The organism is Streptomyces sp. KMM 9044 (assembly GCF_024701375.2).
Taxonomy (GTDB): Bacteria; Actinomycetota; Actinomycetes; order Streptomycetales; family Streptomycetaceae; genus Streptomyces.
Map to the genome: position 1 here is coordinate 1,283,735 of NZ_CP113910.1, position 20,675 is coordinate 1,304,409.

Below are 20,675 nucleotides of genomic sequence, written 5' to 3' on the forward strand. Positions count from 1 at the left end.
AGACCCATGTCTTTGCACACGCGCACCACGGCGACCGACTACGTGGAGGACGTCTCCCCCGGCCGAGGGACCCTTCCCCCGCGTGCCCGCTACGCGTCCTCGGACGCGGCGTCCCTTTCCCTGAACGGCAAATGGCGGCTGCGCCTGTCGGCGACCGCCGACGCCGAGGACGACGCGTTCGGCGTGCCCGGCTACGACGCCGGCGACTGGGCGGAGGTGACCGTCCCCGGCCACTGGGTCCTCCAGGGGGACGGTGCCTTCGGGGCCCCCGCCTACACGAACCACCTCTACCCGTTCCCCGTCGATCCGCCGTACGTCCCCACCGAGAACCCGACCGGCGACCATCTGCGCGTCTTCGACCTGCCGAAGGGCTGGCCCGCCCCGGCCGAGGGGGACGAGGCCGTGCTGCGCTTCGACGGGGTCGAGTCCTGTGCCCGGGTGTGGCTGAACGGCACGGACATCGGTGAGTTCAAGGGCTCGCGGCTGCCGCACGAGTTCGCGGTCGGGGCGTTGCTGAAGCCCGCCGGGAACGTTCTGGCGGTCCGCGTCCACCAGTGGTCGGCCGGTTCGTATCTGGAGGACCAGGACCAGTGGTGGCTGCCCGGTATCTTCCGTGACGTGACGCTGCTGCACCGGCCGGCGGGCTGCGTCGGCGACTTCTTCGTGCACGCCTCCTACGACCACGTCACCGGCGAGGGCACCCTGCGCGTCGACGCCGACACCGGCTCCAGTACCGGCGGGCGGGTGACCGTGCCGGAGCTGGGCATCGACGTCGCGACCGGGGAGAGTGTGACGCTGCCGGTCGCCCCCTGGTCGGCGGAGACCCCCCGGCTCTACGACGGGGTGCTCGCCACGGCCGGTGAACGCGTCCCGCTGCGCGTGGGGTTCCGCACCGTCGCCCTGGAGGACGGCCTGCTCAAGGTCAACGGCAGGGCCGTCCTCTTCAAGGGCGTCAACCGGCACGAGTGGCACCCCGGGCGGGGCCGCGCGCTCGACCCGGAGACCATGCGCGAGGACGTGCTGCTGATGAAGCGGCACAACATCAACGCCGTCCGCACCTCCCACTACCCGCCGCACCCCGCCTTCCTCGACCTGTGCGACGAGTACGGGCTGTGGGTCGTCGACGAGTGCGACCTGGAGACCCACGGCTTCGTCGAGCAGGACTGGCGCGACAACCCCACCGACGACGAACGCTGGACCCCCGCCCTGCTCGACCGCGCCGCTCGCATGGTCGAGCGGGACAAGAACCACCCGTCGGTCGTGATGTGGTCGCTCGGCAACGAGGCGGGCACCGGCCGCGGTCTGACGGCGATGGCCGACTGGATCCGCTCCCGGGACCCCGCCCGTCCGGTGCACTACGAGGGTGACATCGACTGCCGTGACACGGACGTCTACTCACGGATGTACCCGCCGCACGCCGAGGTCGAACGGATCGCCCGCGGGCTCGACGGCGGCTCCCGCCGGCGCCGTCGGCTCCCGCTGATCCTCTGCGAGTACGCGCACGCCATGGGCAACGGCCCCGGCGGACTCGCCGACTACCAGTCCCTGTTCGAACGGTACGACCGGCTCCAGGGCGGCTTCGTCTGGGAGTGGATCGACCACGGCGTACGGCACCCCACGCTCGGCTACGCGTACGGCGGCGACTTCGGCGAGGAACTGCACGACGGCAACTTCGTGTGCGACGGGCTGCTGTTCCCGGACCGCACGCCGTCGCCGGGTCTGATCGAGTACAAGAAGGTGATCGAGCCCGTCCGCATCGAGGCCGGTGAGGCGGACGGCACCGTGCGGGTGACCAACCGGTACGACTTCGCCGACCTGTCCCATCTGGAGTTCGAGAGCTCCTACCAGATCGACGGGCTGCCGGCCGGGACGTACCGCCTCACCGTGCCCGCGCTGGCCCCCGGCCGGTCGGCGGAGGTCGAGCTGCCCGGGGCACCGGACGGAAAGGGCAAGGAGGTCCAGTGGACGGTACGCGCGCTGCTCGCCGACGACACCGGCTGGGCGGGCCGTGGCCACGAAGTGGCGTGGGCCCAGCGGACGGTGGCCCCTCGCGCCCCCGTGGCCGCCGCGACCGGCGTACGGCCCGTCGTCCGGGGGGACGGGATCACGCTGGGCCCGGCGTCCTTCGACACACGCACCGGCGCGGTGCGCACGATCGCCGGTGTTCCCGTGAGCGGTCTGCGCCTGGACGTGTGGCGGGCGACGACCGACAACGACGACGGCGCGCCCTGGCAGTCGGACACCCGGTACGGTCCGCTCTGGCGTGAGCTGGGCCTGCACCGCATGCGGCACCGGACGGTCGCCGTCGGGACGGACGGCGACGCCCTGGTCGTACGGACCCGGGTGGCGTCCGCCGGCCGGGAGACGGGGCTGCGGGCGGCGTACCGCTGGACGTCCGACGGCAGACACGTGCGGCTGACCGTCTCGGTCGTGCCGGAGGGCGACTGGCGGGTGCCGCTGCCCAGGCTCGGCATCCGCTTCGGGCTGGAGGGCTCACCGGAGAACGCCGTCCTCTGGTTCGGCGGCGGGGGCGAGGCGTACCCGGACACCAGGGCGGCGTCCAAGGACCTGCTGTGGGACGCGAGCATCGAGGATCTTCAGACGCCCTACGTCCGTCCGCAGGAGAACGGCGCGCGGGCCGACGTGCGCTGGGTGGAGCTGGGCGGCCTGCGGATCGAGGGCGAGCCCGAGTTCTGGTTCACGGCCAGGCCCTGGACCACCGAACAGCTGGACGCGGCCCGGCACCTCACCGACCTCGTCCCCGGTGACACGGTGTGGGTGCACCTCGACCACGCCCAGCACGGAATCGGCTCGCAGTCGTGCGGTCCGGGCCCGCTCCCGCAGTACGTGCTGAGGGCCGAGCCCGCGGAGTTCTCGTTCGTCTTCTCCGCCCAGCCGGGTTCCGGCTGAGCCGGGCGGACCGCCTCCCGCCGGGCACGGGAACGCCTGCGTCCGGCGGCGGGCAGCCGGCCGGGTCGCCGGGGATGCCCATGCCCATGGTTCCTCGGTCCCTCCATCCCTCGCCGGAGATGAGTACAGAGGTTCTGATACCCGCGAAAGCGTCAACCGTACCAGGGCCGCCCGGACAAGGCGGTGACGTCGGCCTCGTCCCGCACGGAGGCCCTGCTCAGCACCTGGATTTCCGTGTGGGCGGTGCGCCGGGCGGGGGGCAGACTCGGGAGGGGCCTGCGGCACCCCGGTTCCGGCCGGGGTGCCGCAGGGGCTTCATCCCCTCCTGACCCGGTCCTCGGGCACCAGATACCCGAGGACGAGTTCGTCGCGGACCAGGGCCGCGAACTGCGTGGCTCCGTGAGGGGAGGTGTGGGTGTTGTCGCGTTTCTCGTCGTAGAGGTAGAGCGCCTTGGAGCCCTCCACGCCGAGGGATTCCACCAGCTCCCTGGTCCTGGCGGTGAGGTCGATCAGCGGGACGCCGGCTGCCGAGGCGACGGCGCGGACGACCGCCGGGTGGTCGACGCCGAGCCCGTTGACCAGCAGGGCGGTGCCGTTGTCCAGGGTGCCGTCGGCGTTGAACCAGCGCCGTACGACGGGCGTCACGAGGACCGGTTCGCCGCCCTCGGCCCGCACGCCCGCCACCATGGTCTCGAGGTTGGCCCGGTAGGTCGCCCCGTCGGTGGTCTTGTCGTTGTGGGCGAGCTGGATGAGGACAAGGTCACCGGGCCGGATCGACGACCGGACGGTGTCCCACAGTCGCGGGTTCCCCAGATAACTGACCGTGCTCTCACCGGAGTCCGCGTGGTTGGCGACGGAGACGCCCTTGCGCAGGTACTGCGGAAGGTGCTGGCCCCAGCCGGAGTACGGGGCGCCGGGCTGGTCGCAGGCGGTGGAATCGCCGACGACGAGGATCTGCCGGGTGTGCCGGTCGACGGCCGGGGTGACCCGGATGTCCGCGAGCGCGGGGGCGCTGCCGTCGATGGTGAGGTCGAGCCCGGGGCTGCCGTCGGGGCCGGTGGGCTCTCCTTCGGGCGTGCGGACGTCTACGGTGAAACCGCGGTCGACCCGCTGCCCGGCCCCGGCGGCGGTCTCCGCGAGCAGCGCGCGCCGGGTCTCGCCCCCGATGGCGGTACGGGAGGCGGTCTCACCTCCGAGACGGACGTGTACGTCGTAGGCGCCGGGCGGGAGGTCGAAGTGGCAGGCGGTGGTGGTGCAGTTCTCGATGCCGAGGGCCGGCCGGTGGTCCCGCGTCCGGGCGGCGGCGGGGGCGGACGACAGCCCGAGCCCGCCGACGACCGTCGCGGCCGCCACGGCTCCCGCGACGGCGGTCTCCGCCGTCCGTCTCCGACGTGTCCTCATGTTCCGCGTGTCCACTGCTGGTTACTCCCTCCGTTGCAGGTGTGCGTGATGAGGGCCGCCGAGTTGGCGGTCGCACCGCCGGACACGTCGAGGCATTCGCCGGTCGCACGGGACGTGAGGGTCGCGTAGGAGCCGGTGGTGGAAACCGACCACTGCTGGGCGGTGGCTGCGGCGGAGGCGGAGCAGTTCTCCTGCGTCACGGTGCCCGCGTTCTCCTGGAGGCACAACGAGCTGTTGCGCACGACGAGCTGGTGGTAGCCGTTGCCGACCGGCTTGAACCAGAACCGCTGGTTGCCGCCGCCGTTGCAGTCGTACTGCTTGAGCTGGGCGCCCTGCCACAGCGACCGGCTCGTGATGTCGGCGCACTTCCCACTGTGCCGGGCGATGAGCGTGTGGTAGGTGGCGGAGGTCCCGCCGACCGTCCCGGCGGCCGTGTCGACGGTGATCTCGGGTGACCAGGACAGGGACATCGAGGTGGAGGACGGGAAGGTCAGCGGCAGCCATACGTACCGGGAGTCGTTGACCCTGCCGCCGAAGGAGTTGCCCCAGCGGTCACCGAGATACAGGTAGGACGTGCCCGAGGACCCCTGTACCGGCAGGACGAACGCGGTCTGCGACCCGTAGGCGGTCGCGTCCCCCACGTTGCGCATCGCCGACCAGGGGCCGGCGGGGCTGGTGGCGGTGGCGTACTGCTGCTGGTTGGGGTTCCAGCCGGTGGCGCCGGACGTCAGCATGAAGTACACGCCGCCCCGCTTGAACAGGGCCGGCGCCTCGCGGTGGCCGCCGGGCCACGGGTTGGCCGCCAGGCCCGCGATACCGGTGTGGTCGGCGGTGAGCCGGTAGATGTGCAGGTCGTAGTTCTCGCGGGCGGCCGAGACCATGTAGCCGGTGCCGTCGGTGTCGGTGAAGACGGTGATGTCGCGGGACATGTGCTGCCCCAGCGGGCGGAAGCTGCCCCGCCACGCGTAGTCGCCGTCCACGGTGTCGGAGACGGCGACGGCGGCGCGGGCCTCGCTGTAGTCGGAGCCGTTCTCCTTGTGCATCCACATCACGAACTTCCCGGTGGCCGCGTTGTACATGACCTTGGGCCGCTCGATGTTGGCGGTGGCGAGCTCCGGGTCACTGGCCTCGGTGAGGACGTGGTTGCGGAACTCCCAGTTCTTCAGGTCGGTGGAGCGGTAGGCGTCGACGTACCGGAAGGTGTTGTCATCGCCCCGGTGCTCGCCGAACCAGTAGTAGTACGCGCCGACCTTGATGATCCCGCCACCGTGGGCGTGCACGGGGTTTCCGCCGACGTCGGTGAACTGGACGCCGTTGCCGATCGACTGCGGTGCGGCCTGGGCGGGCCCGGCGGCGCCGAGGGCTCCGGCGAGGGCGAGGCAGAAGGTGAGCACCACCGCGTACAGGCGTCTCATGTCACACCCCCGTGCCACTGGTCGCTGCGGTCCCGTCGGCGACGGGGACGCCGAAATCCGGGGTGCCGTCCGGCTTCCAGCCGAGGGGCTGGGCGCGGGTGTGGCGGTTCGGGTCGTCGAGCGGGTCCCCGTCGATCTCCTTGTACTGGCGGGCGTGGTAGACGAGGACGTCGGTGCGGACCTCCTCGGCGACGGTGAAGCAGCTGCGCCCGGGACCGTACTGGCGGGTCGTGTCGTTGCTGGTGAAGACGGGGACGGGCGACTTGGACCAGCTCGCGGTGTCCATGAGGTCGCTGTCGTCGGGGGCCGTGAGCAGGCCCATGCGGTAGCTGGCGTCGGTGACGCCGGCGGAGTACCTCATGAAGACCCGGCCGTTGCGCTGGATCACGTACGGCCCCTCGTTGGCCTTGCAGCCGAGGCGTTCCCAGCCGCACTCCGGTGTGGACAGACGCACTTGGGGCCCCGTCAGGGTCCACGGATCGGACATCCCGGAGAGCCAGATCGCGGTGTTGTTTTTGTCCGTGCCGGGCTCGTGCTGGGCCCAGGAGAGGGAGCGGGTGCCCTGGTGGGTGAAGGTGGTGGTGTCCGGGGAGAAGGACTCCCACGCGGTCCTGATCTGCCTTTTCTCGACCCAGGTGCCCAGGAAGGGATTGGGGTGGGCGTTCTCCGGTACCCAGATGCGGATGGCCCACACGTCCTCGGCGGGCGCGGCGGCGAAGTAGACGTACCACTTGCCGGCCACGCGGTGCATCTCCCGCGCCCAGATGTGGGCGCCCATGTCACCGGTGGGGTGCGCCCGCCAGACCACGGACTCGGCGGCGCTCCCGAGCCCGGCCGGCGTGCGGGAGCGGCGCAGGACGATCCGGTTGCACTCGGGGGCGGTGGCGGTGGCGGTGGCGGTGAAGTAGTAGAAGCCGTCGGTGTGACGGGTGATGTGCGGGTCGGCACGGTTGCGCACGAGGGAGTTCGCGTGGGGGGCCGCCGCCTTCGGCCTGTCGGCGGGGGGCGAGGGGGCGGCCGCGTGGGCCGCCGCGGGGGTGCTGGCGGCCGGGGCGCCTGCGGCGAGGGCATTCTTCAGCAACAGTCTGCGGGCGGGCGCGGGCGGCAGAGCGGGGGACGGCTCGGGGAGGTCGGGGCGGGGCAGGTCGTCGGCGCGGCTCATGCGGTCTGCCTCTCGGGGAGGGGAGGTGGTCCGTGCACGGGCTGTTCGACTCATTCCTTCTGTTCGACATACCGAAAGTCATCTGACATGACGAACGCCGAACGTCCAAAAGGTAAGCGCTTGTCATGAGTGGGTCAACGGTTCGGACAAGCCGAGGCGGTACGTCCGCGGGAACGAAAACTTTTCGGGTGCCGATGTCGAGAAACCGTGGCCTGCTCCGTCCCCGCAGTGAACGCGACCAGAATGGGTCGCACAGCACCGAGGAGAAACAACATGACCAAGTACCTGCTGCTGAAGCACTACCGCGGCGCCCCGGCTGCGGTCAACGACGTACCCATGGACCAGTGGACGCCGGAGGAGATCTCGGCCCACATCCAGTACATGAACGACTTCGCCGCCCGGCTCGAGGGAACCGGCGAGTTCGTCGACGGTCAGGCGCTCTCCCCCGAGGGGACGTTCGTCCGGTACGACGGCGAGGGCCGCCCGCCGGTCACCGACGGCCCGTTCGCCGAGACCAAGGACCTCATCGCGGGCTGGATGGTGATCGACGTCGACAGCCACGAGCGCGCCGTCGAGCTGGCCGGGGAACTGTCGGCCGCCCCCGGGGCGGGCGGGAGGCCGATCCACGAGTGGCTCGAGGTGCGCCCGTTCCTGGCCGCGCCGCCCGCCATCACGGAATGACGGCGGAAACGACGGCGGAAACGACGGGTAAATGACCTCCGAGGTGAACGAGTTCCTCCTCCGGGGCCTCGCGCCGAGCGTGCTCGCGATCCTCGTCCGCCGCGGAGCCGACTTCGCGGCGGCCGAGGACGCCGTCCAGGACGCGCTGGTCGAGGCGGCCCGGGTCTGGCCGGCCGGCCCACCGCGCGACCCGAAGGGCTGGCTGGTCACCGTGGCCTGGCGCCGGTTCCTCGACGCGACCCGCGCGGACACCGCCCGCCGCCGGCGTGAGGGCCTTGTCGACGAGGAGCCGGCCCCCGGGCCCGCGCCCGCGGTGGACGACACGCTCCAGCTCTACTTCCTGTGCGCCCACCCGTCGCTGACGCCGTCGTCCGCGGTCGCGCTCACGCTGCGCGCCGTCGGCGGGCTCACCACCCGCCAGATCGCCCGGGCCTACCTGGTTCCCGAGGCGACCATGGCGCAGCGGATCAGCCGGGCCAAACGCACCGTCTCCGGCGTGCGGTTCGAGCGGCCCGGCGACGTCGCCACCGTGCTGCGCGTCCTCTACCTGGTCTTCAACGAGGGCTACTCCGGCGACGTCGACCTCGCCGCCGAGGCCGTCCGGCTCACCCGGCAGCTCGCGGCCGCGATCGACCACCCCGAGGTGGCGGGGCTGCTCGCCCTCATGCTGCTCCACCACGCCCGGCGCGCTGCCCGGACCGCGCCCGACGGCAGCCTGGTACCGCTCGCCGAGCAGGACCGCGGCCGGTGGGACACCGCGACGATCGCCGAGGGGGTCGGGATCCTGCAGGCGGCCCTCGCCCGCGACCGGCTGGGCGAGTTCCAGGCCCAGGCCGCCATCGCCGCACTCCACGCCGACGCGCCCACCGCCGGGGAGACCGACTGGGTGCAGATCGTCGAGTGGTACGACGAGCTCACGCGCCTGACCGACAGCCCGGTCGTCCGGCTCAACCGCGCGGTGGCCGTCGGCGAGGCCGACGGGCCGCGCGCCGGCCTGGCGGCGCTCGCCGCACTGGACGCCTCGCTGCCCCGCCACGCCGCGGTGGCGGCGTATCTCCACGAGCGCGACGGCGGCCTGGCGAAGGCGGCACACCTGTACGCCGAGGCGGCCCGGAAGGCGTCCGACCTCGCCGAACGCGACCACCTGACCCGCCAGGCCGCCCGGCTCAACGCCCGCCGGGGGCACTGAGGAGTCGCGCTCGGCCTCCCGGAGTCCCGCCCGGCGTCCGACGCGGCCCCGTGCCGAGGAGCCGCCCGCCCGCGCCCGGCTCACTGCTCACGGTTCGACTACCGTCGACGGCATGCACACCGCCCCCGCCCCGGCCGACCTCCTCGCCGCCGGCGCAGCCGTTCTCGACGGCGGCATGTCCACCCTGCTGACGGCAGCGGGCCACGACCTGAGCGACGAACTGTGGTCGGCACGCCTGCTCGCCGAGGACGCCGGGGCGATCACCGAGGCGCACCTCGCCTACTTCGAGGCGGGCGCGGACGTGGCGATCACCGCCAGCTACCAGGCCACGTTCGAGGGCTTCGCGCGGCGCGGCATCGGCCACGACCGGGCCACCGCCCTGCTCGCCCTGAGTGTCGGGTCGGCACGCGAGGCGGCCCGGCGGGCGCGGGTGTCCCGCCCCTTGTGGGTGGCGGCCTCCGTAGGCCCGTACGGCGCGATGCTCGCCGACGGCTCCGAGTACCGGGGCCGGTACGGCCTGAGCGTGGCCGAGCTGGAACGCTTCCACCGCCCCCGTATGGAGGTCCTGGCCGCCGCGGAGCCCGACGTCCTCGCCCTGGAGACGATCCCGGACACCGACGAGGCCGAGGCACTCCTCCGCATCCTGGCCGGCCTCGGCATCCCGGCCTGGCTGTCGTACTCGGCGACGGGCGACCGCACCCGCGCCGGGCAGTCGCTGGAGGACGCCTTCGCGCTCGCCGCCGACGTGGACGAGGTCGTCGCGGTCGGCGTGAACTGCTGTGCCCCCGAGGACGCCGACCACGCGGTCGCCCTGGCGGCCCGCGTCACCGGCAAACCGGCCGTGGTCTACCCCAACAGCGGCGAGACCTGGGACGCGGGGGCGCGCGCATGGAGGGGCAGCGCCACGTTCACCGCCGAGCAGGTCACGGGGTGGCGTGAGTCCGGGGCCCGGCTGATCGGTGGGTGCTGCCGGGTGGGCCCGAAGACGATCTCGGCGATCGCCTCGACGCTACGGCGGCCGGCGTAGCGAACGCGCACCGGACGGCCTTCCCGGGGCCCTGCTCCCCCACCCCGCCCGTTGCGCTTCGCCCACCCTGCGCCTCGCCGCCGCCTGATCGTCGTCCCACCAGGAGCGGTTGTCAGGGTCAGGCGTTGTCCTCACCGAACGCGTGTGACACATGTGTCTTACGACCACCGGGGGGTGTCCGTGCACGGCCGTGATCAGTTTTTCCCTCAGGACGGTCCAGCCGGCCACCCGGGCATGTCGACCGAGGCGGGAATCGACGTCCAACGTCAACTGGAGTCCCTGATCCAGGACTTCCGGGCGGGCGATCCTCCGATGCCGGTGATCGTGCTGTATGCCGAGGGTCCCGCCGACGACGACCGGGTCACCGGACTCGTCGACGAGCTGCGCGAAGGACAGCAGCACGGCACGCGCCTGGCCGTCGCCTCGACCGAGCCGCAACCGGGGAAGGACAGCCCCACGGCGCGGGCCACACGACTCCTGCGCGATCTCGGCGACTCCGGGAAGTGGGGCGACCGGTCCGCCGCCTACCGGCCCTGCTCCTTCCCCCGCCCCGGCCTCGTCGGTGCCCTCCAGGAGGCCACCGACGATCCGGAGATGCGCGAGCACTGGCCGACCGCCCCCGTCGGCACCCCGGAGGGGAACACCCGGCGGGAGCGGGCCCGGACCCGCCTGCCGCGCATCCTGGCCCGGCAGCACTGACGCCCCCCGCAGACCTCCGCGCCGGCAGATACTGCTCACCGACGTGCAGCAGTTCCTCCCCACGGGCGTCCTGGGCGCCTTCACCGCGCTGCTCACCCGCCCCGAGTGGTACATCACCGTCCTGGCGGGCATCGGACTGGTGGCCCTGCTCGCCGTACTGAACCACGTCCCCGGCCACGCCCTTCTCTTCCTTTGGTTACGCAGGGAAGGCCGGTGGTTCCTGACCACGACGTTCCTCCAGTCCGCCGCACGCCACCAGTCGACCAGTGTGCGGCTGCTGCGGCCCGTCCCCTCCTGGGAGGCCATCGCGGCCCGCGCCTACGACGTGGCCGGGGCCGTGCGGGAGGGCGGCCCGTTCCCCCTCCGGCTGTACGTGCCGGCGCTCCCCGAGGGCCTGCGGAACAACCACCGGCGCGGCAGCTGGGATCTGCGGGGGTTCAAGCGGACGCGTCCGCCGGTGCTGTTCCTTCGCCGGACGGGTCGGGAGAACGGCGGCATCGAACTGATCAAGGCAGTCAGCGCCGTCCGCAGCCGGCGCAGTGAGCTCGACCCGCTGCTGATCGTGGCGGGCGGGGCGGCGGAGGACGCGCCGCTGCTCGACCGCGGCGCGGACGGAAGCCCACAGGCCTCACCGGCACCGTCACCGTCCCGGTACCAGCCCTCGCGGCTTCAGCAGCGGCTGCGGAACTGGTACGACGAATGGGCCGGCAACCTCAGGACCGACCAGTCGCCGAGCAGGACGAACGCCCTGCCCTGGGTACTCAGGATTCCGCTGCCCAGCGAGGAGTTGGTGCAGCTGCGGGAGACCGCCCGGCGTTGTGTCAGAGCCCGGCACCGGCTGCCCCAGGATGGCAGGCACATGCCATAGGAGGCCGCCGTGAGTCCCACGCGTTCCGAAAGACCCCTGCGAACCGTCGTCCGGGCCGCCGTCGTACTGGCACTGCTCCTCGGTTGGTCCGCCGCCGTCGGATCGGCCGCCCATGCCGGGGAGCGGGCGGGGCGACAGGCGGCCGTCTCGGTACGCGGGGGCGACACCCTCCATCCACAGCACCGGCGCCCGCCGCACCGTGGGCTTCAACGCCCGCTCCGGCTCCACGCTGTACGCGCTCGCTTCGCACCGGTGCGCCCAGGGCGCCCGTACCCGGTACGCCGACGCCGCCCTGACCGTCGCCGTCGGCGTCACCGCGGGAGTGGGTTTCCCGGGCAACGACTACGCGAGCATCCGGTACACCGACACGGCGGTCGCCTACCCGGCCGAGGTCTCGCTGGGCGCCGGTGCCGGTGCCCGCGACATCACCAGCGCGGCGCATCCCGTCGTCGGGCAGTCGATCTGCCACGTCGGGCGGACCACCGGATACCGCTGCGGAACCGTCCAGGCCGTGAACGTCACCCTCGACTACGGCGGGGGAACCGGGTACGGGCTGTTCCGGTCCACCATCTGCTCCGAGCCCGGCGACTCCGGTGATCCGGCTTTCTCGGGCGGCACGGCTGTCGGCGTCATCGTCGCCGGCAGCGGTAACCGCAGCTCAGGAGGCTTCACCCACTACCAGCCGGTGACCGAATGGCTGTCGGCGTACGGCCTGAGCGTCTCCTGAGGCGGCCGGGCCGGGCCGACCGCGCACGCGAAGCCCCCGGCGGACAGAGCCGGGTCACCGGGGTGTCGTGCGCGGCTGACGGCGGGCCGGCACCGACCGCCTGCCGTCCACTCACCAAGGCCGCGCGGCACGGTCCGACCGAGGAGGCGGAGAAGTCGTCCGTGCCGCTCGCCGACCGTGGTCCCGCCCTCTGCCGGCGCCACGGACAACGGACACTGGTGGGGCAAGGGGGTTCCCGGTGTCGGGACCAGGAGGGTCAAGGGCCGACCACCCCGGCCCCCGTGCCCCCCTTCCCCGTTCCCACCGTCCCGGAGACCAGACCCCCGCGTGCCACATGTCAGAGGAACCCTGTGCGGGGAGCCGTGACCTCGACGGTGTCCTTCACCAGGGCGAGCGCGGCGCCCAGAGGACTCGAGCGTCCCCCGCTCACGATCACGTCGCCGGCGTCGGGGCAGCCGAACACCACAGCCTTTTCCGGCCCGACCAGCGCGTACAGGGGGTCGCCGGGCTCCGTCTCCTCCAGTCGGACGCGGACGAGGTGGGGCTCGCCCAGGGAGGCGCTCGCCACGGCCCGCAGGCGGCACGCCCGGGAGACCGCGTCCAGCGCCGTCCGGGAAGTTCCCTCGCCCACCGGCTCCGCCCGCACCTGCACGGACGCCGGGTCCCATCCCCAGGCCAGCGCTGCCAGCAGCCGCACCTTGGTGGCGGCGTCCTCGCCGGACAGGTCGGACGACGGATCCGCTTCCGCGGTCCCCCGGCGCTGAGCCTCCCGGACCGCCTCACCCAGCGATCCGCCCTCGGCGAGGCGGTCGAGGACGAACGTGGCGGTGCCGTTCGGGCAGGCCCGAATCGTCGTGCAGCCCAGACCGCGCAACGAGGTCCTGGCCAGGTCCCCCGCCGGCAGAGCGGCTCCCGTGGCCCCGGAGATCCTGATCATGCTGTCGGCCGCGCGGGCCGCTTCGTCGAGGTCCCGCCAGTGGCTGAGCAGGTGGCTCTTGGTGGCCGTGACCACATGAACCCCTCTGCGCAGGGCGACGAGGGCCTCCTCCGCGGCATGCCGCCGGAGTTGGGGTGAGGACGGGATCGCCTGGACGAACACGCGGGCAGCGGTGCGGTCGAGCGTCTCCTCCAGCGGGGCCGGGGGACCCCACTCCGAGCGGGGCGGCACGGGCTCCCCCTCGCGGAGCCGGCACTGCGAGGAACTCGCCCGGACGACAGCCACGTTCACCCGTACACCGTGCCGGCGGGCCGGCCCGTCTCCCTGCCGCGCCAGGTGCTCGACGAAGGCCTGGCCGACCGGACCGTATCCGGAGAGCACCACATCGGCCCGGCTCACCTCACGCATGGTTCCTCACTCCTCTTCGACATCCCCGTACCGGAGGCCAAGCCTCGCATTCCTCCGTGAGGTCGCCTGGGGTGCATCGACCTCACAGGGATCCGAGACCCGTTTCGCAGCCATGGCTGTAGCCCGGGCGTGGGTGACAGCCGACGAAGGCGGGTTCCGGGGCGTGGCAGGTGCCGGGGGGTGGGGCGGTCGGAGGACCGGGCGCACTCGTGGAAGCGCGAGAGCGCTTCCACGAGTGCGCCCGTCGCCCGTGTACAGGTTCTTCCCGCCGGGTTGCACCGGATCTACAGTAGGAAGCGCTTTCTACACGGTGGCCCTCGGCTGGGCCGGAGAGGTGGGGTCCCGATGGTCCGTACGGGAGGTACGGGGCGGGCGGGCACGGCGGCCGGGCCGACGCTGGCGGTCGTGGCCCGCGAGGCGGGGGTGTCCGTGCCGACCGCGTCCAAGGTCGTCAACGGGCGTGAGGACGTGGCCCCGGAGACCCGGCGCCGGGTCACGGAGGCGCTGGACCGGCTCGGCTATGTGCGCAGACCCCGGTTCGACGGGGCGAGGGCACCGCGCATGGTGGACCTCGTGGTGGACTCGCTGGGAAGTTCGGGGTCCGGCGCGGTCCTGCACGGTGCGGAGGAGGCGGCGCACGACGCGGGGCTGGAGATCGTGGTGTCGGCCACGCTGACCCGCTGCCACTCCGGCCGCCCGGAGCGCGGCTGGCTGGACAAGCTGGTGACCCGTGGATCGTCGGGGGTCCTGTTCAACTTGGCCGAGCTGGGCATGTCCCAGTACGCCTGGCTGGAGCAGCGCCGCATCCCGTTCGTCATGATCGACCCGGTGCTCGAACCCCCGCCCGGTGTCGTGTCGGTGGGCGCGGCGAACTGGCAGGGCGGGGTCACGGCGACCGAGCATCTGCTGTCGCTGGGGCACGAGCGCATCGCCGTCGTCGCGGGTAGCGGGCACACTCTGTCCAGCGGCGCCCGTGTCGCCGGCTACCGCTCGGCCCTCGCCGCGGCGGGGGTCCGGTACCGCACGGAGTACGTGCGCCACGCCGGGTTCGACGAGGCCACCGCCCGCTGCCGTGCCCAGGAACTCCTCGACCTGCCCGAGCCGCCCACGGCCGTCTTCGTCTCCTCGGACCGGATGGCGCTCGTCGTGTACGAGGCCCTGGCCGAACGGGGCCTGCGCGTGCCGGACGACATGAGCGTGATCGGCTTCGACGACCTCCCCGAGGCCCGCTGGCTCGCCCCGCAGCTGACGACCGTTCGCCAGCCCCTGTCCGAGATGGCGGCGACCGCACTGCACCTCCTGCTCCGCATCATGGACGGCCACCACCCGGAAAGCACCCGCACCGAACTGTCCACCCGCCTGGTGGAACGCGCGAGCACGGCGCCGCCGCGCGGCTGACCCACGCACGGGCCGTGTCCGATTCCTTCAAGACCGGGCAGCCGGGGCGCGCCTACGGTGACCCCATGAGTGCACGATTTGATGCCATCGGGCTGGTCGTCTCCGACATGGGCGCCTCGGTCGCCTTCTATCGGCGGCTGGGGTTCGCGTTTCCCGAGGGGGCCGAGAAGCAGGGGCACGCCGAGGCGGAACTACCGGGTGGCCTGCGGTTGTTGCTGGACACCGAGGAGGTCGTCCGGTCGTTCCACGCCGGGTGGGAGCCGCCTTCGGGCGGAGGGCGGGCCTCACTCGCCCTGCGGTGCGACAGTCCTGCCGAAGTGGACTCCCTGTATGAGGAGTTGATGGCGAGCGGTTGTCGGAGCGAACTCAAGCCCTGGGACGCGATGTGGGGACAGCGGTACGCCACCGTCCTGGACCCTGACGGGAACGGGGTGGACCTGTTCGCACCGCTGGTCTTCTGAGTCGGGAATTCCGTTCAGACGTGCGGGCTTGCCGGGCGGCACGGGCCGGGCGGCCGGGCAAGCACCTTCTTCGTTGACCCCGGACGCGAGCGCAGCCGCATCGTGGTCCGGCCCGCCCCGACCGGTGCATCGAGATGCTTGACGAGAACGGCCGGGGCAAGGCGGAGGCGCCCTCCACGGCCACAGCCACGGCCACGAACAAGCCGGAGGAACGGAAGGCGGCCGCGGAACCCGGAGAGGGCCGCCGGGAGCGGCCGGAGACAGGGGCGGACATCGCCACGCCGGTCCCCACCGCGTCACCGGGCACCACCGGAGGCGTCCAGTCCGGACTGGCTGCCGTACTCGGCGGCGTCCGCCGGTCCGGCGGAACCCGGCGGGGAAGCGGCGACAGTGACGGGACGCCGGGGAGGCCGAAGGCCCCCGTGCCGGCCGCCGCCGGAATCGCCGGGGTGATCCTGATGGCCGTACCACTGCGGGTCATGGCCGGCAACGGCTGGAACGAGGAGCCCGAGGACCGCGCCACCGTGGCTGCCGGTTCCCAGGCGCTGCACGACGGGGAGGAGGTACAGCCACCGCCGCACGTCTATGCCGCGCAGCCCTCGAAGGACGATGCTTCGGCCGGCTCGTCTAAGGACGGCGACGGCGACGGCGACGAGGGGAGACGCGGGAAGGCGGCGGAGCACGGGACGGAGGCGGAGGACGCGGCCCCGGAGGGCCCCCGCACCCCAGCCGTCCACGGCACGAGCCTATGACAGGTCCCGGGCGCTCCTGCGTATCGCACGGACGCCCGGGACCCGTCCTCGTACGTGGCGTGTCGGAGCCTCCGCCGATCCCTGAGCGGTTCACGCCGGGCCCGCTGCCCCTTCGTCGGATGGTCATGCCCCACAGGGCGTGACCATCCACGACCGGGATCCGCTTTCACACCGCTCCTCCGTCGTGAGCCGCCAGGAGTCTGCTCAGCGGCAGGCCCGTCAAGCCCCGTACGTCGCGGGAGAGGTGGGCCTGGTCGGCGTAGCCGGTGCGGGTGGCCGTCTCCGCGTACGGGGTGCCCCTGCGGGCCAGGGCGAGGGCTCGGCCCAGGCGGAGGATACGGGCCAGTGTTTTGGGGCCGTATCCGAAGGCAGTCAGGGAGCGGCGGTGCAACTGGCGTGCGCTCAGGCCGAGTTCGTCGGCGGTTTCGGCGACCGGGCGGCCCGCGTCCAAGGCGGCCACGACCTGTCGAAGCACCGGGTCGGGCCGGGTGGCGCCCTCGGCAGCCCGCCTCAGGGCCAGGTCCTCCAGGCCGCGCGCCGGGTCGGCCGCCGCGTTCACCAGGGCGGTCGCCCGGCGTACCTCCGCCGTCGGCCACAGGTCCGCCAGGTCGGGGCGCCGGTCCCGCAGTTCGTGCGCGGGCACTCCCAGCAGCACGGGGAGGGTGCCGGGGTGGAAACGGATGCCGGCCCAGGGGCCCGACGTGCCGCCCCCGGTGAGGTGGGCGCGGGTGTCGGGGCCCGCGACCAGCAGGCGCCCCTCGTGCCACAGCAGGTCCATACAGCCGTCGGGGAGTACTCGGCCCGCTTCCGCGCCGGCGGGGGTGCTGGTCCACACGACCGCGTCCGGCAGCCGTGACGCCCGTTCTCTGTACACGTCCCCCAGGCTACGCGGCCCACGCCCGCCACTCCTGTGGACTGACTCCGTACGCCCGTTTGAAGGCCGTCGACAGGGCGAAGGCACTGCCGTAGCCGACGTGGCGGGCGATCGCGCCGAGGGTGTCGTCCGTGTCGCGGAGGCGGTCCTCGACGAGGGTGAGGCGCCAGCCGGTGAGGTACGTCATCGGAGGCTCGCCGACCAGTTCCGTGAAGCGTCGGGCCAGCGCGGCGCGCGAGACGCCGGCCCTCGCGGCGAGCGCGGCAACCGTCCAGGGGTGGGCGGGGTCGTCCTGGAGGAGGCGCGGCACCGGGCCGACGACAGGGTCGCCCAGCATCCCGTACCAGGCAGGCGGCATTGCCTCGGGACGGGCGAACCATGCGCGCAGGGCGGCGACGGCCGGCAGGTCGAGAGCCGGCCGAGGACGACCTCCTGGCCTCGTGGTCGCCGCGCTGACCGGCGGGGAGCGGTACGCCAGGCGGAACCTCACCGTGACGGGGCCACGGCTGCTGACGTTCGGGGAGGCGGTCGCGGAGATCGCGCGGGCGACGGGACGTGAACTGACGCACCGCGCGGTGTCCGCCCAGGGCTACGGCGAGGCGCTGACCGGGTTCAGGGTGCCGCCCGAGGAGGCCGGGTTCCTCACCGGAGTGTTCGCCACCCTTCTGGACCGCCGCAACGCACAGGCGGGGGTGCGGCAGGTGCTGGGCCGGGAACCGCGGGACTCCGCGGACTTCGTGCGGGAGGAGGCGGCCGCGGGGACCTGGAGGCCGTGAGCGCGCTACTTGTCCTCACCGGACGGTGACGCCGGGCCCGCCGGGCCCTCCCCGTTCCTCTGATGCGGGTGAGGGCGCTGCTGCCGATGGCTGCTCTTGACATGGGTGCGCAGGCGGGCCGTGACGTCCTCCGGGGGCAGGAAACGGGACCAGCGCTCGGGGAACTCGGAGGGCATGTCGGGGCCTGCCTCGTCGCCGGCTCCCGTGGAGGTGCGGGCGACGTACTCGGCGACCTGCTCCTTCCGCAGCCGCTCGTTCTCCTCACGGGCGGCTGCGGTCGCGGCGGCCGGCCAGACCCGGTCGATCGCGGCGTTGACCGCGGCCCCGACGAGCACGGCGAAGGCGGACACGCCGATCCACAGGAGTACGGCGACGGGGGCGGCGAGGGACCCGTAGATGGTGGGGCCCTCGATGGTGTTGGTGAGGTAGATCCGCAGCAGGAAGCTGCCGAACACCCACATGGCGAGGGCGACCAGCGCGCCGGGCACGTCCTCGATCCACGGGGACCGCACGGGCACGGAGACGTGGTAGAGCGTGGTCAGGAAGGCCACGGACAGCAGGATCACCACGGGCCAGTAGAGAATCTGCACGAGCGTCGCCGACCAGGGGACGACGCTGACCACGGCGTCGGGGCCGGCCACCATCAGGGGCAGCGCGACCGAGCCGATCAGCAGGGCCCCGATGAACAGCAGGAAGGCCATCAGCCGGGTCTTGACGATGCCGCGCACACCGTCGAGGCCGTACATGACGGTGATGGTGTCGATGAAGACGTTCACCGCGCGGGAGCCCGACCAGACGGCGAAGAGGAAGCCGACGGAGATGACGTCGGGCCGGCCGCCCTCCATCACGTCGTCCAGGATCGGCTCGGCGATCTGGCTCACGCCCCGGTCGGACAGCACCGCCCGGGAGGCCTCGATGATGTTGTTCCGCACACTCTGGGTGGTCTCGGCGCCGGTCCAGGTGTCGACGTAGCCGAGCAGGCCGATCAGGCTGAGCAGCAGCGGGGGCACCGACAGCAGGGTGAAGAAGGCCGCCTCCGCGGCGAGGCCCAGGATCCGGTACTCCATGCAGGAGTTGACGGTGTCCTTGAGCAGCAGCCAGGCGGTCCTGCGTTTGGAGACATTGCGGTACAGGGCCCGGGCCCTGTGGAGTCGGCCGGAGGGCGCGTCGGGGGAATCGCTTGCTGGCTGCACGAACCAAAGGTATCCGTCGTGCCTGGTCGGCCTCGCCCGAAGGGTCTCGGGGGGATCGCGGGGTGACGCGGAGGGGTGATGCGGAGGGCGGTGCCGGGTAGGTTCGTGTTCATGGCAGGTACCACGCACACCGTGACCAACCAGGCGCCGCCGCTGGCGCAGTACGACGTGTTCACCGCCGACCGGGCGCTGACGGAGGCCGTCGAACGGCATCTGGACCCGCCGGTGCTGGAGGAGGGCCTGTCCGAACTGACGGCGCTCGGACGCAGCTCCGGCTCCGCCCAGGTGCAGGAATGGGGAGTGCAGGCCAATGAGAACCCGCCCCGGCTGCGCACCCACGACCGGTACGGGCACCGGATCGACGAGGTCGACTTCCATCCCGCCTGGCACCGGCTGCTCGGCAAGGGCGTCTCGGCGGGTCTGACGGGCGCGTGGGCGCGGCCGGGCGGGCATGTGCGGCGGGCGGCGGGGTTCGTGGTGTGGTCACAGGTCGATGCCGGGAACGGCTGCCCGCTGTCGATGACGCACGCGGCCGTGCCCGCCCTGCGCGCGGACCCGGCGCTCGCCGCCGAGTGGGAGCCGCGGCTGACGTCGGCGGTGTACGACCGGGCGCTGCGGCCCGCCCACGAGAAGTCCGGTGTGCTCCTCGGGATGGGCATGACGGAGAAACAGGGCGGCAGCGACGTACGGGCCAACACGACGTCCGCGCGGCCGCTGGCCGAGGACGGGACGTACGAGCTGACCGGGCACAAGTGGTTCTGCTCGGCTCCGGTGTCGGACGCGTTCCTGGTGCTGGCGCAGGCTCCCGGCGGGCTCACCTGTTTCCTGGTGCCGCGCGTGCTCGAGAACGGCGCGCGCAACGTGTTTCTGATCCAGCGGCTCAAGGACAAGCTGGGCAACCGGTCCAACGCGTCCTCGGAAGTCGAGTTCGCGGGGACGTGGGCGCGGCGGGTCGGGGACGAGGGGCGCGGGGTGCGCACCATCATCGGGATGGTGGCGGCGACCCGGCTGGACTGCGTGCTGGGCTCGGCGGGGCTGATGCGGCAGGCCGTGGCGCAGGCGGTGCACCACTGCACGTACCGGGAGGCGTTCGGCGGCAAGCTGGTCGACAGGCCGCTGATGCGCAACGTCCTGGCCGATCTCGCGCTGGAGTCGGAGGCGGCCACCACGCTGGCGCTGCGGCTCGCCGCGGCCTACGACGACGGGAGCGAGCGGGAGCGGGCGCTGCTGCGGATCGCGGTGCCGACCGCCAAGTACTGGGTGACCAAGCGGTGTGCGCCGCTCGCGGTGGAGGCGGCGGAGTGCCTGGGCGGCAACGGGTACGTGGAGGATTCGGGGATGCCCCGGCTGGTGCGCGAGTCCCCGCTGAACTCGGTGTGGGAGGGCGCCGGCAACGTCCAGGCGCTGGACGTGCTGCGCGCCCTGAGCCGGGATCCGCAGGTGCTGGACGCGTATCTCGGCGAGGTCGGTCGGGCACGCGGGGCCGATCACCGACTGGACGGCGCGGTCAAGGACCTGCTGACCGAACTGGCCGACCTGGAGGGCGCCGAAGGGCGCGCGCGGCGGCTCGTGGAGCGGCTCGCGCTGGTGCTCCAGGGCTCGCTGCTGGTGCGGTACGCGCCGCCGCAGGTCGCCGACGCGTTCTGCGCGGCACGGCTGGGCGGTGACGGGGGCGCGGCCTTCGGGACACTGCCGCACACCCTCGACCTCGCGACGGTGGTGGAACGGGCCCGGCCGGAGGTGTGAGACGGCGGGGGCTGCTCCAGGTGTGGGCCGCCCCGGGTCTGAGAGCCCCGC

18 protein-coding genes and 1 pseudogene are annotated in these 20,675 nt (G+C 72.8%); 12 read left to right on the forward strand and 7 right to left on the reverse strand.

The annotated features are described in order from the left end of the window. Window positions 1-6 precede the first annotated feature (6 nt). Window positions 7-2,910: a glycoside hydrolase family 2 TIM barrel-domain containing protein gene (locus HUV60_RS05760; protein WP_257851865.1), complete on the forward strand. Its 2,904-nt coding sequence runs from the start codon at window positions 7-9 to the stop codon at window positions 2,908-2,910. Between the two features lie 315 nt (window positions 2,911-3,225). Here HUV60_RS05760 and HUV60_RS05765 read toward each other — a convergent pair whose 3' ends face one another. The 3 genes from HUV60_RS05765 to HUV60_RS05775 are packed head-to-tail and all read right to left on the reverse strand — an operon-like array spanning window position 3,226 to window position 6,888. Then, window positions 3,226-4,311, reverse strand: coding sequence for a rhamnogalacturonan acetylesterase (locus HUV60_RS05765; RefSeq protein ID WP_257851863.1), 1,086 nt, complete (start codon window positions 4,309-4,311; stop codon window positions 3,226-3,228). Beyond that, a complete protein-coding gene (locus HUV60_RS05770) occupies window positions 4,308-5,726 on the reverse strand; it encodes an RICIN domain-containing protein (protein WP_257851862.1) in 1,419 nt (472 codons plus the stop codon). The genes HUV60_RS05765 and HUV60_RS05770 overlap by 4 nt, the downstream gene beginning before the upstream one ends. A 1-nt stretch (window position 5,727) precedes the next feature. Next, window positions 5,728-6,888, reverse strand: coding sequence for a glycoside hydrolase family 43 protein (locus HUV60_RS05775; protein WP_257851861.1), 1,161 nt, complete (start codon window positions 6,886-6,888; stop codon window positions 5,728-5,730). Window positions 6,889-7,161: 273 nt separating this feature from the next. Here HUV60_RS05775 and HUV60_RS05780 point away from each other — a divergent pair, with 273 nt between their 5' ends. The 6 genes from HUV60_RS05780 to HUV60_RS05805 all read left to right on the forward strand — a co-directional run bounded on the left by HUV60_RS05780 (window position 7,162) and on the right by HUV60_RS05805 (window position 12,079). Further along, window positions 7,162-7,569: a YciI family protein gene (locus HUV60_RS05780; RefSeq protein ID WP_257851860.1), complete on the forward strand. Its 408-nt coding sequence runs from the start codon at window positions 7,162-7,164 to the stop codon at window positions 7,567-7,569. A 43-nt stretch (window positions 7,570-7,612) separates the two neighbouring features. Next, the gene (locus HUV60_RS05785) at window positions 7,613-8,758 is read left to right on the forward strand and encodes an RNA polymerase sigma factor (RefSeq protein ID WP_257853098.1); all 1,146 of its coding nucleotides are present in this window, start codon (window positions 7,613-7,615) and stop codon (window positions 8,756-8,758) included. Window positions 8,759-8,870: 112 nt separating this feature from the next. Next, on the forward strand, window positions 8,871-9,785 hold the full coding sequence (mmuM, locus tag HUV60_RS05790; RefSeq protein ID WP_257851859.1) for a homocysteine S-methyltransferase: 915 nt from the start codon (window positions 8,871-8,873) through the stop codon (window positions 9,783-9,785). Between the two features lie 234 nt (window positions 9,786-10,019). Then, window positions 10,020-10,484 (forward strand): hypothetical protein, encoded by a 465-nt coding sequence (locus tag HUV60_RS05795; protein ID WP_257851857.1) that lies wholly within the window; start codon window positions 10,020-10,022, stop codon window positions 10,482-10,484. A gap of 43 nt (window positions 10,485-10,527) precedes the next feature. Then, window positions 10,528-11,352, forward strand: coding sequence for a hypothetical protein (locus HUV60_RS05800; RefSeq protein WP_257851856.1), 825 nt, complete (start codon window positions 10,528-10,530; stop codon window positions 11,350-11,352). Between the two features lie 199 nt (window positions 11,353-11,551). Next, on the forward strand, window positions 11,552-12,079 hold the full coding sequence (locus HUV60_RS05805; protein ID WP_257851854.1) for a S1 family peptidase: 528 nt from the start codon (window positions 11,552-11,554) through the stop codon (window positions 12,077-12,079). A gap of 337 nt (window positions 12,080-12,416) precedes the next feature. Here HUV60_RS05805 and HUV60_RS05810 read toward each other — a convergent pair whose 3' ends face one another. Beyond that, window positions 12,417-13,424, reverse strand: a complete 1,008-nt coding sequence (locus HUV60_RS05810) for a homoserine dehydrogenase (protein WP_257851853.1) — start codon at window positions 13,422-13,424, stop codon at window positions 12,417-12,419. 345 nt (window positions 13,425-13,769) lie between these two features. Between HUV60_RS05810 and HUV60_RS05815 the strand changes: the two genes are divergently transcribed. From HUV60_RS05815 to HUV60_RS05825, 3 genes are all read left to right on the forward strand, one after another. After that, window positions 13,770-14,822 carry a LacI family DNA-binding transcriptional regulator gene (locus tag HUV60_RS05815; RefSeq protein WP_257851851.1) on the forward strand — a complete coding sequence of 351 codons (1,053 nt, stop codon included), beginning with the start codon at window positions 13,770-13,772 and terminating at the stop codon, window positions 14,820-14,822. Between the two features lie 65 nt (window positions 14,823-14,887). Then, the gene (locus HUV60_RS05820; RefSeq protein WP_257851850.1) at window positions 14,888-15,283 is read left to right on the forward strand and encodes a VOC family protein; all 396 of its coding nucleotides are present in this window, start codon (window positions 14,888-14,890) and stop codon (window positions 15,281-15,283) included. A gap of 134 nt (window positions 15,284-15,417) precedes the next feature. After that, entirely contained in the window at window positions 15,418-16,035 is a 618-nt protein-coding gene (locus HUV60_RS05825; protein ID WP_257851848.1) for a hypothetical protein, read from the forward strand. Window positions 16,036-16,201: 166 nt separating this feature from the next. Here HUV60_RS05825 and HUV60_RS05830 read toward each other — a convergent pair whose 3' ends face one another. Both HUV60_RS05830 and HUV60_RS05835 read right to left on the reverse strand, forming a co-directional pair. After that, window positions 16,202-16,909 (reverse strand): helix-turn-helix domain-containing protein, encoded by a 708-nt coding sequence (locus tag HUV60_RS05830; protein ID WP_257851847.1) that lies wholly within the window; start codon window positions 16,907-16,909, stop codon window positions 16,202-16,204. A gap of 10 nt (window positions 16,910-16,919) precedes the next feature. Beyond that, a pseudogene (locus tag HUV60_RS05835) lies at window positions 16,920-17,347 on the reverse strand (helix-turn-helix transcriptional regulator); the annotation flags it as partial. A 2-nt stretch (window positions 17,348-17,349) separates the two neighbouring features. Here HUV60_RS05835 and HUV60_RS05840 point away from each other — a divergent pair. Then, the gene (locus tag HUV60_RS05840; RefSeq protein WP_331461975.1) at window positions 17,350-17,685 is read left to right on the forward strand and encodes a hypothetical protein; all 336 of its coding nucleotides are present in this window, start codon (window positions 17,350-17,352) and stop codon (window positions 17,683-17,685) included. Window positions 17,686-17,690: 5 nt separating this feature from the next. Here HUV60_RS05840 and HUV60_RS05845 read toward each other — a convergent pair whose 3' ends face one another. After that, entirely contained in the window at window positions 17,691-18,878 is a 1,188-nt protein-coding gene (locus tag HUV60_RS05845; protein ID WP_257851846.1) for a YihY/virulence factor BrkB family protein, read from the reverse strand. A gap of 111 nt (window positions 18,879-18,989) precedes the next feature. Here HUV60_RS05845 and HUV60_RS05850 point away from each other — a divergent pair, with 111 nt between their 5' ends. Beyond that, entirely contained in the window at window positions 18,990-20,624 is a 1,635-nt protein-coding gene (locus HUV60_RS05850; RefSeq protein ID WP_257851845.1) for an acyl-CoA dehydrogenase family protein, read from the forward strand. Window positions 20,625-20,675: the final 51 nt, after the last annotated feature.